We start from the raw sequence: 13589 nt of genomic DNA, 5'->3' as shown, positions 1-13589 counted from the left end.
CGATGAAGGCAGCAGTGGTCCCGGCGGCCGGTGCCCGCTGGGAGCTGACGGACGTCGCGACACCGTCGGCCGGCCCGGGCGAGGTCCTGGTCCGGGTGCGCGCGTGCGGGGTGTGCCACAACGACGTCTTCCTGACCGACGGCACGTTCCCGTTCCCGGCGTTCGACCCGGTGATCGTCGGGCACGAGGCGGCGGGTGAAGTCGTCGAGGCCGGCGCGGGCGTCACGATCCGCAAGGCGGGCGACCGCGTCGGGACGACGTGGGTGCAGGGCACCTGCGGGCAATGTGACTACTGCAAGCTGAACCTGCCGCTGACCGGCCAGTCCGGGATGAACTGCGCCGCGCCGCGGATGAGCGGGCTGACCGTCCAAGGTGGACACGCGCAGTACGTCGCGGTGCCGGCCGAAAGCACGGTCCTGCTGCCCGACGGCCTGAGCTACCAGGCCGCGGCACCGATGCTGTGCGCCGGCTACACGTCGTGGAGCGCGCTGCGCGCGGCCGACCCCAAGCCGGGCGAGCGGGTGGCCGTGCTCGGCGTCGGCGGGCTCGGGCACCTGGCCCTGCAGTTCGCGAACACGTGCGGGTTCGAGACGATCGCCATCACGCGGTCGCCGGAGAAGCACGACCTGATCCGGGAGCTGGGCACCGAGCACATCGTGGCCGACGGCGCCGAGCTGAACGGAATCGGCGGTGCGGACGTCGTGCTGGTGACCGGGACGTCGTACCGCGCGGCCACCGACGCGCTCGCCGGGCTGCGCGTCAACGGGCGGCTCGTGCTGGCCACGATCGACCCCGAGGGCACGTTCGAAATCGGGCCGGCGAACCCGGTCTGGGCGCAGCGGCAGAGCATCATCGGCGCGACGCACAACGGGCTCGACCAGCTGGCCGAGGCCCTGCAGTTCGCCGCCGACGGCCGCGTCACCCCGATCATCGAGGAGTTCGACGCCGGGCAGGTCGCCGAAGCGGTGGCCCGCGTCGGCAAGGGCGACGTGCGGTTCCGCGCCGTCGTGAACTACTAGAGGGGGCCAGGCCGTGACCGTGATCAGCTTGTGGGTGCCGATCTACCCGATCATGCCCGAGTACCTGGGGCAGATGCGGGAGCTGGCGGCGCAGTTCGGCGAGGCGCACCCGGAGTACCGGGTGGAGGTCGAGGGGTTCGGGTACCTCGACCTGCCCGGCGAGATCCACCGGGCCGCGCTCGACGGGCGGGCGCCGACGATCGCGCAGTACTTCTACACCTCCGCCCAGGAGGCCAAGGACACCCGCACGGCCGACGGGCGCCCGCTGTTCACGTCGGTGGAGCGGGCGATCGGCGGCCGTGCGGAGATCCTCGGCGAGCGGGTGGTGCTCGGCGACATCGTCCCCGGTGTGCGGGGCTACTACCGCTACCACGGCGCGGTGGCCGCGCAGCCGCTGCTGACGTCGACGACGCTGCTGTACGCCAACACCACGCTGCTGGCGCGGGCCGGGGTCCACGAGATCCCGCGGACGTGGGCCGAGGTCGAAGCCGCGTGCGAGGCGGTCGGGCGACTGCGGGGCGACGGGCCGTCGCACAGCATCACGTGGCCGAACCACGGCTGGATGTTCCAGCAGTCGATCGCGCAGCAGGGCGGGTTCCTGGTCGACCACGAAAACGGCCGCCGCGGCCGGGCCCAGAAGGTCGACCTGGCCTCGCCGGAGGCGCTGGCCTACGCCGAGTGGTGGCGCAAGCTGCACCGGGCCGGTCACTACTGGTACCTGCACAACGGCGACGCCGTCGACTGGGACGGCAACTTCCGGACGTTCGCCGAGGGGAAGGCGGCGCTGACGCTGACGTCGTCGGTCGAGGTCGACCGGATGGTCCAGGCGGGCCGCGACGGCGGGTTCACCGTGCGGGCGGCGCGGATGCCGTACAACCAGGACGTCCCCCGCGCGGGCAACGTCATCGGCGGCGACGCGCTCTGGCTGACCGACGGGCTCGACGAGCACACCCGCGACGGAGCGTTGGCGTTCATGCAGTTCCTCTGCCGCCCGGAGCACGCGGCCGACCGGCACAAGGCGACCAACTTCGTCCCGATCACGACGCCGACGGTGCAGCGGCTCGCCGCCGAGGGCTGGTACGAGGAAAACCCGGACTTCCTGGTGGCGTTGGACCAGATCGCGACGACGACGGGTTCCCCGGCGGCGCGTGGGGCGCTGGTCGGCGAGCTGGCGCACATCCAGGAGATCTCGGCGGCGGCGATGCACGACGTGCTGCTGTCCGATGTGGACGTCAAGACGCGGTTCACCGAGGCGACGGCCCAGGCGCAGGCGCGGCTGGACCACTACAACGCCTACTGCCGCGGCGAGGTCGAGCGAGGTCCGATCCACGTCGGCTGACACCCACGAAGAAGGGGCCTCCCGGTGCCGGGAGGCCCCTTCTCGCGCGCGGAGAAATGTAGTGACCTACAGCGGCGCGTCCGGCCGGGTGACCGTGTCCCCCAGCACCTGGACGAACTGCTCGACCATCGCCGCGACCGAAGCTTCCTCGAACAGGTTCGTGTTGTACTGGATCCCCGCCACGATGTCGCCCGACGGGTCCAGGTTGAGCGTCCACAGTGCACCGTTGGGCACGTCCGAGCCGACCGGCTGGGACAGCAGCCGGCGGCGGACCTCGGAGAACTCGAGGTCACCGACCAGCTCGCCGTCGAGCAGGAAGGGGAACGGGAAGACCTGGAACACCACCGCCGCGCGGCGGTCCTCCAGCGTGCGGGTCATCAGGTCCGGGGCCTGGGCCGCGACCTGGCCGAACGGGATGTCGTGCGAGTACGCCTGCAGGCACGAACGCCGGACGCGGGTGGCGACCTCGCGGAACGTCGCCGCGCCCGCCAGGTCCGTGCGCAGCGGCAGGTAGTTGAAGAACGGCCCGACCGTCAGCTGGAACTGCTCGTGCCCGCGGCCCGGGGTGAACGTCGGGACCGTGACGTCGGTTTCGCCCGTCGTGCGGTGCACCAGCACCTCGAACGCGGCCAGCAGCACCATGAACGGCGTCGAGCGCATCGCCGACGCCAGCTCGAGCGCCGGCTTCACCAGCTCCGCGGCGATCTGGAAACGGTAGACGCCGCTGGACTCCGGGATTCCCGCCGACTTCGGCAGGTCCGTCGGCACCGAATAGACGCGCGCGCCGTCGAGGGTCTTGCGCCAGAACTCGCGGGAGCGGTCCAGTTCCGTCCCGGACACGTTTTCGGCCTGCCACTCGGCGAACTCGCGGTACTGGCGGGGATCCGGCAGCTCGCCGACGTCGAAGCCGCGGCGGGCCGCGTACCGCGTCGCGAGGTCGCGGATGACGAGCCGGACCGACCAGCCGTCGGCCGCGGTGTGGTGGACGATCAGCACCAGCACCGAGTCCTTGTCGTCGAACCGGCCGAGCACCGCGCGCACCAGCGGCGGGTCCGGGTGGATCTCGCCGGACTCCACCTCGATGATCAGCTCTTCGACGCGGCGGTCGCGATCGCCGTCGGCCGAGCCGAGCTCGCGCACCTCGAGGTGCGGCTGCCCCGCGGGCAGGATCTTCTGGTAGCGCTCGGGTTCGTCGCGCACGATCAGCGTCCGCAGGGCCTCGTGCCGCTCGACGACGTCGACGAGCGCGCCCCGCAGGGCTTCGACGTCGACCTCGCCGCGCAGGCGCCAGCCGTGCACGATGTGGAACCGGGGGCCGAAGGGCCCGTCGGCGTCCCCGAGGTCGAAGCCGCAGAGGAACTCCTGGTTCGCCGACAGCGGCGCCCGCGCCACCGGGCCGTCGGAAGTACTCACGTGGGCAGCCTCCTCGCGTGGGCGGATTCGGGGAAACGGTAACGAAAACCCGTGCCGCGGCGAGTCTCGCGCCGTGCGGAACCGGGCCCGCACTCGGTGAGATGCACCGGAGGCGGCCGCCGTGTGACGCTCGACCGCGTGGTGACGAACCGACCAGGACAAGGAGCCTCTTGGCGATGACGACGGTCAAGGACGTTACCGGGGCAGATTTTCCGCTGCCGCCCGAGCCGGGCCTGACGCCGGCGGAGGTGATCGCGCGGGCCGAGGCGATCGGGCCGACGCTGGTCGCCCGCCAGGCGGAAACCGAGCAGCGGACCTTCTACGCCGAGGACACCCATCGCGAGTTCGAGAAGGCGGGGTTCTACCGCCTGCTCACCCCGCGCCGCTACGGCGGCTACGAGTTCGGCATCGACACGTTCCTACGGGTCACCACGGCGCTGGCCCGCGGCTGCCCGTCGACGGCGTGGATGTTCTGCCTCGGCGCGACGCACGCACTGCAGGCGGCGACGCTCTTCGGCGAGCGCGCGCAGGCGGAGCTGTTCAAGGAGGGGAACTTCATCGCCCCCGCCACCATCGTGCCGAGCGGGACCGCGGAGTCCACACCGGACGGTGACTGGATCATCGACGGAACCTGGCACTACTGCTCGGGTTCGCCGTACGCCACGCACTTCATCGGCCACACGCTGATCGACGGCGAGGACGGCGAGAAGGTCCCGATGCTGTTCGTCGTCCCGCGCGAGCAGTGGCGGCGGCTGGACAACTGGGGCGGGCAGCTCGGCCTCAAGGGCAGCGGCTCGCACAGCATCGTCATCGACCACGCCCGCGTCCCGGCGCACCTGACGCTGCCGGGCACGCACATGAGCGAGATCGACGTCACCAAGGGCACGCCCGGCTACGCGTTGCACGGCAACGGCGAGTACGGCGGCGGCCAGCTGAGCTTCATGCTGCTGGAGGTCGCCTGCCTGGCGGTCGGGATCGCGCAGGGCGCGCTCGACGCGTACGAGGAGCTCATGCGCTCGCGGCTGACGCTGTTCCCGCCGGTCGTCCCGCGCCACGAGCACCCGGACTACCAGTTCTGGTACGGCGAGGCGGCCGGCATGATCGCGACCGCCGAAGCCGCGGTGCAGCAGGCGACGCGGACCTGGCAGGAGATCTGCGCCGCGGGCCCCTCGGCGTTCAGCCAGGAGAACGACCTGCGGCTGGCCACGATCTGCCGCGAGGTGATCCGGCTCAGCTGGCACGCGGTCGAGCGGAACCTGTTCCCCACGGCGGGTTCCAGCGCGGTGCGCCAGGGTGAGCGGATCGAGCGGGTGTGGCGCGACCTGTCGACGTTGCAGAGCCACGCGGGCATCGGCGTGCTGCTCGCCACGGTGACCACCCGGAGTCTGGCCCAGGCCCACTTCGGCGAAGCCGCCTGACCCGAGGAGTCCCCCGATGCTCGTCAGCCAGCCCGGCGACGCCGCCTACGAGCGCGCCACGCGGGTGTTCAACCTGATCGCGCCGGTCGAACCGGCGGCGGCCGCCGAGGTCCGGACCGTCGACGACGTCCGGGCCGCACTGGCGCACGCGCGGCGGGCGGGGCTCGCCGTCCGGGTCATGGCCACCGGGCACGCCTCGGCGACGGCCGGCCCGATGCCCGGCGCCCTGCTGCTGCGGACCCTGCCGGACGGCCCGGTCGAACTCGACCTCGAAGCCCGGCGCGTCCGGATCCCGGCCGGGACGCCGTGGGGCGACGTCGTCGCGGTGACCGCACCGCACGGACTGGCCGCACCGCATGGTTCGTCGCCCGGTGTCGGCGCGGTCGGCTACCTGCTGCGCGGCGGGCTGAGCTTCTACGGCCGCCACACGGGGCTGGCGGCCAACAGCGTCCGCGCGGTCGAACTCGTCACCGCGGACGGCGAACACCGGCGGCTCGACGCGGAAACCGACCCGGAGGCGTTCTGGGCGGTCCGCGGCGGCGGGGGCGGCCTCGGCGTCGTGACGGCCGTCGAGGTGGACCTGTTCCCCGCGGCGAAGGTGGTCACCGGCGCCGCGTTCTGGCCGGCGGCGCACGCCGACCGGCTCTTCAAGCAGTGGCGGGAGTGGACCGCGGACGCGCCGGACACCGTCACGACGGCGTTGCGCGTCATGAACCTCCCGGACCTGCCGCAGATCCCGGAAGCCCTGCGCGCCGGGCCGGTGCTGGGCATCGACGGCGTGGTGCTGAGCCCGTCGGCCGGCGACCTGCCGCTCGCCCGCGCGCAAGCCGGGGACCTGCTCGGCCCGCTGCGCGCGATCGCCGAGCCGGTGTTCGACACCTGGCACGAGGGCGGCCCGGAAGACGTGCCCGCCACGCACATGGACCCGGCCGACCCCGCGCCGGTGCACGGCGACCACCTGCTGCTCGGCGACCTCGACGACGAAGGCGGCCGCCGGTTCACCCGGATCATCGGCGAACGCCGTGGTTCGCCGCTGGTGACGACGGAGCTGCGTCAGCTCGGCGGCGCGTTCGGCCGGCCGGACCCGGCGGGCGGCGCGCTCTCGCACCTGCCGGCCGGGTTCGCCTACGTCGCCGCCGGCGTGCCGTTCGGCGACGTCACCATCCAGTCCATAGTGGACACGCTGGCCACGGCCCGCGAAGCGCTGACGCCGTGGGACACCGGCTTGACGACGCCGACGCTGGTCGAGACCCCCGAGCAGCCGCAGGGCATCCTGGCGCCGGACACGATCGCCGCGGTGGACCGGGTGCGCGACCGGCTGGACCCGGACGGTCTGTTCCGGCAGGACATCGCCCGCAATTCGAGCAACCGCACGTGAAAAGCCGGGGCCGGCCCCTCCGAAGAGGAACCGGCCCCGGCTTTCTCCGCTCGATCAGGCGGGACCGGCTTCGTGGATGACCTTGCGGACCTCGATCGCGGTGTGCTTCGCGTCCGGGATCTGCCCGGCGAGCTCGACCGCGCGCTCCTCGCTCTCGACGTCCACGACGTAGTAGCCGCAGAGGAACGCCTCGGACTCGACGAACGGGCCGGACGCGACGTCGGTGGCACCCTCGCGGACGCGCACGGTCTTCGTCGCGTCGGGGTCGGCCAGCGCCTTCGTCTCGATCATCTCGCCGGACTCGGAGATCAGCTGGTGGAACTTGCCGTGCCCTTCGTAGACCTCGTTCTTCTGGTCGTCGGTCAGGCCCGCCCACAGCGTCGGGTTCATGTGCATGATCAGCAGGTACTTCGCCATTGTTCTACTCCCCGGTCGGGTGTGCCTTTTCTCGGATGGGTCGGAGCGGGCCGCTGGCCCCGGACGTCCGACGGGAAGAGCGCGGTGGGATTCACTCGTTCGGCTCACCGGCCGCCTGACCGACAGTGGTCCGGCGGAACCTCTTCGGCGGCGAAGCTAGCACGGTGTGCAGGCGACCGACTACGCCTCGCCGACCGTCCCGGCCCCGGTGAAGCTCGTCCAGGCCCCCTCGGAAATCGTCGAAAAAGTGGCTTTTATCAGCGGAAACCCGACCACCGCGAGGTCTTGGAGCGCGCCGGGCCACTGGTCCTAACAGAGCAATACGGAAGATGCAACGATCACTACTTTCCGTAACCATGGTGGACATGACCGAATTCCGAGGAACCAGCGGTGTCCGGATCGCGCGGGCGGCTCCGACTCCCCGGTGAGCGGCGGCCCACGGGCGCCAAGACGGCTTCATACGCAATAGGAAGGACCAACCCATGAACGACACTACGCAGCCAGGGGCCGACGTCCGTGCCGGCCGGCGGGAATGGATCGGGCTGGCCGTGCTCGCCCTGCCCACCCTGCTGGTGTCCATCGACGTCTACGTGATGCTGCTCGCCCTCCCGCACCTGACCGCCAGCCTGGGCGCGAGCACCACGCAACAGCTGTGGGTCACCGACATCTACGGCTTCCTGCTCGCCGGCTTCCTGGTGACGATGGGGACGCTCGGCGACCGCATCGGCCGCCGCAAGCTGCTCCTCATCGGCGCGGCCGCGTTCGCCGTCGCCTCGGTGCTCTCGGCGTACTCGACGAGCCCCGAGATGCTCATCGCGGCCCGCGCGCTGCTCGGCATCGCGGGCGCGACGCTGGCGCCGTCGACGATGTCGCTCATCACCACGATGTTCCGCAACCCCAAGCAGATGGGCATGGCGATCGGCATCTGGGCGATGTGCTTCTCGGTGGGCGCGGTGATCGGCCCGCTCGTCGGCGGCCTGATGCTGGAGCACTTCTGGTGGGGCTCGGTGTTCCTGCTGGGCGTCCCGGCCATGGTGCTGCTGCTCGTGCTCGGCCCGGTCCTGCTCCCGGAGTTCAAGAACCCGGACGCCGGCAAGCTGGACCTGCCGAGCGTCGCGCTCATCCTGGTGACCGTGCTGCCGGTGATCTACGGCCTCAAGCAGCTCGCCGCCGAGGGCTGGAGCGTCGTGCCGGTGCTCTCGGTCGTCGTCGGGCTCGCGTTCGGCTACGTCTTCGGGCGGCGCCAGGGCCGGCTCGAGCACCCGCTGCTGGACCTGAAGCTGTTCGCCAGCAAGGCGTTCAGCACGGCGCTGGGCAGCATGCTGTTCGGCACCATGCTGATGGGCGCGATCATGCTGTTCATCACGCAGGACCTGCAGCTGGTCAACGGCCTGACGCCGCTGAAGGCGGGCCTGTGGATGCTGCCCGCGGTGGCCGCGAACACGATCAGCTTCCTCGTGTCGCCGATCCTCGGCCGCCGGTTCCGGCCGGCGTACCTGATCGGCATCGGCCTGGCGATCTCGGTCGTCGGCCTGCTGGTGCTGACCCAGGTGGACGCGACGGCGGGCCCGGGGACGCTGGCGACCGGCTTCGCGCTGATCTTCCTCGGCGCCGGCCCGCTGGTGACGCTGGGCATGAACCTGATCTTCGCCTCCGCGCCGCCGGAGAAGGCGGGTTCGGCCGCGGGTCTCAACGAGACGAGCGGCCAGTTCGGCTTCGCGCTGGGCATCGCGGTGCTCGGCAGCATCGGTGCCGCGGTCTACCGCGGGCTGGTCAGCGTTCCGGCGGGGACGCCGGAGCCGGCCGCGAGCGTGGCCAAGGACAGCCTCGCCGGCGCGGTGGACTCCGCCGCCACGCTGCCCGCCCAGACGGGTGACCAGCTGCTGAGCTCGGCCCGCGAGGCGTTCACCAGCGGCCTGCACGTCGTGGCGATCGTCAGCGCGGTCCTGCTGGCCGCCGTCGCGGTGCTCGCCGCGCGGCTGCTGCGGCACGTCCCGCCGACCGGGGCGGCTCCGGCCGGCCCGGCCGAGGAGGCGCCCGCCGAGGAAGCCACCGAAGAACCGGCGGCGACCCCCGCCGGCTGACCACCACCCCGCACGACCGACCACGGCCGGTGCCGCGCTCCCCCAGTGAGCACGGCACCGGCCGTCGTCGTACCCGGACCGTCCACTGTGGAACCCGCCACGATCGGCAACGCGGAAGACGCCGGGGAGGGGGCCCGCATGTGACGGTCATACCCGTACGTCCGCTATGGAGGAACGAGATGACCGAGCAGCCCCCGGCCTTCGGGCCGGTCACCGTCACCCCGGCCGACCCGCGCTACGAAAACCTGGTGGAGAGCTACAACCACCGCTTCGTCGGCAAACCGGACTACGTCCGCCTGGTCGGCTCGACCGAGCAGGTCGTCGCGGCCGTGCAGGAGGCCGTCGACGCCGGCAAGCGCCTCGCGGTGCGCAGCGGCGGGCACTGCTTCGAGGACTTCACCTCCTCACCCGACGTGCAGGTGCTGCTCGACCTGTCTCGCCTCAACGCCGTCTACTACGACGAGTCCCGCCGCGCGTTCGCCGTCGAGGGCGGCGCGACGCTCGGGCACGTCTACCGCGTCCTCTACAGCGGCTGGGGCGTCACGATCCCGGCGGGCACGTGCTTCGAGGTCGGCGTCGGCGGGCACATCTCCGGCGGCGGCTACGGCCACCTCTCGCGGCGCGACGGCCTGGTCGTGGACCACCTCTACGCGGTCGAGGTCGTCGTCGTGGACGAGGACGGCAAGGCCTCCGCCGTCGTCGCCACGCGCGAGGAGGACGACCCGCACCGCGACCTCTGGTGGGCGCACACCGGCGGCGGGGGCGGCAACTTCGGCGTCGTGACGCGGTTCTGGCTGCGCTCGCCCGGCGCGGACTCGGACGACCCGGCCGAGCTGCTGCCGAAGGCGCCGCGCGCGATGCGCCGCCAGGCCGTGGTGTGGCCGTGGCCGGCGTTCACGCCCGAGTCGTTCAAGCGGGTGCTGCGCAACTACTGCGCCTGGTACGAGCGCAACAGCGACCCCGGCTCGCCGTACGAGTCGCTGTGGAGCAACCTCATCATCACGCACCGGGACGGCGGCATCTTCACCGTCACCGCGGTGCTGGACGAGGACGTGCCCGACTCCGAGCAGCTGCTGGCCGCGTGGTTCGCCGCGCTGACCGAGGGCGTCGACGTCGAGCCGGTGGTGAACGACGTCGCCGTGCTGCCGTGGTTCAGCACCTGGATGCCGTCCTACAGCTGGCCGAACGACCCCAACGGGCGCTACAAGAACAAGGCCGGCTACCTGCGCAAGGGGTTCACCGAGCACCAGCTCGACGCGATCCACCGGCACCTGACGGTCGAGGGCGGCACCGCGGGCGGCTGCCTGGTGGTCACCGGGTTCGGCGGGCAGGTCAACGCCGTCGCCCCGGACGCGACCGCGATCCCGCAGCGCGACTCGATCCTCAAGGCGTCGATCAGCACCGGCATGTGGCTCTCGCCCGAAGAGGACGAGGCGAACCTGGCCTGGGTGCAGGCGTACTACCAGGACGTCTACGCCGAGTCCGGCGGTGTCCCGGTGCCCGGCGAGGTGAACGACGGCTCGTACATCAGCTACCCCGACGTCGACCTGGCCGACCCGGCGCAGAACACCTCCGGCGTGCCGTGGTCCACCTTGTACTACAAGGACAACTACCCGCGCCTGCAGGACGTCAAGCGCCGGTACGACCCCCGCGACGTGTTCCGGCACGCGCTCTCGATCCGGCTCCCGGGCTGACCGGCGCCGTCTCCCCACCCACCGGAGAAAGGGACGAACGATGTCCAGCTACGTTGCCGCGGGAGGTGACCGCGATGGCCGCACCCGCGGGTGACCGCGCAGTCGTCCTCGGTGCGAGCATGGCCGGCCTCCTGGCCGCCCGCGTGCTCTCCGAGACCTACGCCGAAGTGGTCCTCGTCGACCGCGACAAGCTGACCGGCGAGACCACCTACCGCCGCGGGGTGCCCCACGGCAGGCACGCGCACGGCCTGGTGGCCCGCGGGCAGCAGATCCTCGAGGGGCACTTCCCCGGCCTCAAGGACGAGCTGTCCGAGGCCGGGGTGAAGTGCGGGGACTTCAGCTCCGACGTCCACTGGATCTTCAACGGGCGCCGGATGAAGCCGGCACCGTCCGGATTGGACTGCGTGCCCGCGATCCGGCCGCTGCTGGAGTACCACGTGCGCAGGCGCGTGCAGGCCATCCCGAACGTCGTCTTCCTGGACCGCCACGACATCCTCGGGCTCGAGTCCACCGAGGACGGCAGCCGGATCACCGGCGCGCGCGTGCAGGCGCACGGCGGCGACGGGCCGACGGTGTTCCACGCCGGCCTCGTCGTCGACACCACCGGCAAGGGCTCGCGCACGCCGCTGTGGCTGGCCGAGCTCGGCTACGACAAGCCGGTCGAGGAGCGCGTCAAGATCGACCTCGCCTACACCACCCGGCACTACCGGCTGCCGGCCGACCCGTTCGGCACCGACCTCGCGATCATCCCGGCGGCGACGCCGGAAACCCCGCGCGGCGCGTTCTTCCACCGGATGCCCGGCGACGACGGGCGCGTCGAACTGTCGCTCACCGGCGTCCTGGGCGACCACCCGCCGACCGACCCGGACGGCTTCACCGCGTACGTGAAGTCGTTGCCCATCCCGGACATCCACGACGCGATCTCGACCGGCGTGCCGCTGGACGACCCGGTGACGTTCCGGTACCCGGCGAGCATCTGGAAGCACTACGAGAAGCTGCGCCGGTTCCCCGCCGGGCTGCTCGTCATGGGCGACGCGGTGTGCAGCTTCAACCCGATCTACGCCCAGGGCATGACGGTCGCCGCGCTCGAGTCGCTGGTGCTGCAGCAGCACTTGCGGCGCGATCCGGTGCCGGCCGCGCGGCCGTTCTTCAAGGAGATCGCGAAGAAGATCGCGGGCGCGTGGTCGGTGTCGGCGGGCGGCGACATGGGGTACGCCGGCGCCGAAGGCCGCAAGGGGCTGATGACGGACTTCGTCAACCGGTACGTCGCACGGCTGCAGGAAGCGGCGGTCGAGGACCCGGTGCTCACCAACGCGTTCATCCGCGTGGCCGGGCTGATCGACCCGCCGCAGTCGCTCCTGAAGCCGAAGTACGCGCTCCGGGTGCTCCGGCACCGGCGGCGACCGCCCGCCGCCCTCCCGCCCGCGGCCGAGCCGCCGGCCCCCCAGGCCCGCGACCTCGCGGCCTGACCGACGATGCCAGACAAGGATGGGGAACCAGTGGCCGAGATCAGACCGTTCAAGATCGACATCCCGCAGGACGCGCTCGACGACCTGCACCGGCGGATCGACGACACGCGCTGGCCGTCGGAGCTGCCGGGCGTCGGCTGGGACCGCGGTGTCCCGGTCGGCTACCTGAAGGAGCTGACGAAGTACTGGCGCCACGAGTTCGACTGGCGCCTGGCCGAGCAGCGGCTCAACGACATCCCGCAGTTCATGACGACGATCGACGGCGTCAACGTGCACTTCCTGCACGCCCGCTCGCCGGAGCCCAACGCGCGTCCGCTGATCATCACGCACGGCTGGCCGGGCTCGGTGGCCGAGTTCCTCGACGTCGTGGGCCCGCTGACGAACCCGGCGGCGTACGGCGGCGACCCGGCGGACGCGTTCCACGTCGTCATCCCGTCGGTGCCGGGCTACGGCTTCTCGGGCCCGACGGGCGCGATCGGCTGGGACGTCCCGCGGATTTCGCGCGCGTGGGCGAAGCTGATGCGCGCGCTGGGCTACCACCGCTACATCGCCCAGGGCGGCGACTGGGGCATGCCGATCTCGCTGCACCTGGGTCTCGCGGACCCGGCGCACGTGGCGGGCGTGCACGTCAACATGTTCGTGACGTTCCCGCCGGACGACCCGGCGGCGTTCGCCGGCCTCGACCATGCCGAGCGCGCGCGGCTGGAGTTCGCGGCCCACTTCGAGCAGGACAAGGCGGGCTGGCGGCACATCCAGTCGACCCGGCCGCAGACGCTGTCGTACGCGCTGACCGACTCGCCGGTCGGGCAGCTGGCGTGGATCGTCGAGAAGTTCAAGGAGTGGACGGACTCGGACAACGTCCCCGAGGACGCGGTGGACCGCGACCTGCTGCTGACGATCGTCTCGATCTACTGGCTGACGGCGACGGCGGGGTCGAGCGCCCAGCTGTACTACGAGTCCAACCGGCTGGACTTCGCGAAGACGTGGGGCGGGCCGTGGGACCTGGCGGCCCCGGTGGGGGTGGCGTACTTCCCGGCGGACGCGGTGCGCCCGGTGCGGCGGTTCGCGGAGTCGATCCTCCCGACGTTGAGCCGGTGGACGGAGTTCGACCGGGGCGGTCACTTCGCGACGATGGAGCAGCCGGAGTTGCTGGTGGACGACCTGCGGGCGTTCGCCCGCACGTTGGGCTGAGTCCGGAGTGAGGGGCCTTCCCGCCGCAGGCGGGAAGGCCCCTTTCGCGTGTCCGGGTTCGAGTGCGCGCGCAAAGGCGAGAGGCCCCCGAGAACGGGCACCGACGAGAACCCAGACTCCCCCGCACCCCGATCCGAAGCCAGAACACGGCCGGCAACGCCGGGTCA

General features: G+C 71.8%; 10 protein-coding genes. 8 read left to right on the top strand and 2 right to left on the bottom strand.

All coding sequences use genetic code 11. The features are described from left to right. The first annotated feature begins 2 nt into the window (after positions 1-2). Together ACERZO_RS21375 and ACERZO_RS21370 are read left to right on the top strand one after the other, a co-directional pair. Positions 3-1019 (top strand): alcohol dehydrogenase catalytic domain-containing protein, encoded by a 1017-nt coding sequence (locus ACERZO_RS21375; RefSeq protein WP_372666497.1) that lies wholly within the window; start codon positions 3-5, stop codon positions 1017-1019. Between the two features lie 13 nt (positions 1020-1032). Next, positions 1033-2358 (top strand): extracellular solute-binding protein, encoded by a 1326-nt coding sequence (locus tag ACERZO_RS21370; RefSeq protein WP_372666496.1) that lies wholly within the window; start codon positions 1033-1035, stop codon positions 2356-2358. A 66-nt stretch (positions 2359-2424) separates the two neighbouring features. On the opposite strand, the gene ACERZO_RS21365 is transcribed toward ACERZO_RS21370, so the two are convergent. Next, complete coding sequence (locus ACERZO_RS21365) at positions 2425-3771, bottom strand: condensation domain-containing protein (protein WP_372666495.1); 1347 nt, start codon at positions 3769-3771, stop codon at positions 2425-2427. Between the two features lie 176 nt (positions 3772-3947). Here ACERZO_RS21365 and ACERZO_RS21360 point away from each other — a divergent pair, with 176 nt between their 5' ends. Next, positions 3948-5189, top strand: a complete 1242-nt coding sequence (locus tag ACERZO_RS21360) for an acyl-CoA dehydrogenase family protein (RefSeq protein ID WP_372666494.1) — start codon at positions 3948-3950, stop codon at positions 5187-5189. A gap of 16 nt (positions 5190-5205) precedes the next feature. After that, positions 5206-6567 (top strand): FAD-binding protein, encoded by a 1362-nt coding sequence (locus ACERZO_RS21355; RefSeq protein WP_372666493.1) that lies wholly within the window; start codon positions 5206-5208, stop codon positions 6565-6567. Between the two features lie 54 nt (positions 6568-6621). On the opposite strand, the gene ACERZO_RS21350 is transcribed toward ACERZO_RS21355, so the two are convergent. Continuing rightward, complete coding sequence (locus tag ACERZO_RS21350; RefSeq protein WP_372666492.1) at positions 6622-6984, bottom strand: YciI family protein; 363 nt, start codon at positions 6982-6984, stop codon at positions 6622-6624. A gap of 482 nt (positions 6985-7466) precedes the next feature. Between ACERZO_RS21350 and ACERZO_RS21345 the strand changes: the two genes are divergently transcribed. The 4 genes from ACERZO_RS21345 to ACERZO_RS21330 all read left to right on the top strand — a co-directional run bounded on the left by ACERZO_RS21345 (position 7467) and on the right by ACERZO_RS21330 (position 13422). Next, entirely contained in the window at positions 7467-9068 is a 1602-nt protein-coding gene (locus ACERZO_RS21345) for an MFS transporter (RefSeq protein ID WP_372666491.1), read from the top strand. 179 nt (positions 9069-9247) lie between these two features. After that, the gene (locus tag ACERZO_RS21340; RefSeq protein ID WP_372666490.1) at positions 9248-10762 is read left to right on the top strand and encodes an FAD-binding oxidoreductase; all 1515 of its coding nucleotides are present in this window, start codon (positions 9248-9250) and stop codon (positions 10760-10762) included. 74 nt (positions 10763-10836) lie between these two features. Then, complete coding sequence (locus tag ACERZO_RS21335) at positions 10837-12231, top strand: FAD-dependent oxidoreductase (protein ID WP_372666489.1); 1395 nt, start codon at positions 10837-10839, stop codon at positions 12229-12231. A gap of 6 nt (positions 12232-12237) precedes the next feature. Next, a complete protein-coding gene (locus ACERZO_RS21330; protein WP_372666488.1) occupies positions 12238-13422 on the top strand; it encodes an epoxide hydrolase family protein in 1185 nt (394 codons plus the stop codon). The last annotated feature ends 167 nt before the right edge of the window (positions 13423-13589 follow it).

This window comes from Amycolatopsis kentuckyensis (assembly GCF_041679295.1).
In the GTDB taxonomy this organism is placed as follows: domain Bacteria; phylum Actinomycetota; class Actinomycetes; order Mycobacteriales; family Pseudonocardiaceae; genus Amycolatopsis; species Amycolatopsis kentuckyensis_A.
This window is presented reverse-complemented; position numbering and strand designations above follow the sequence as displayed.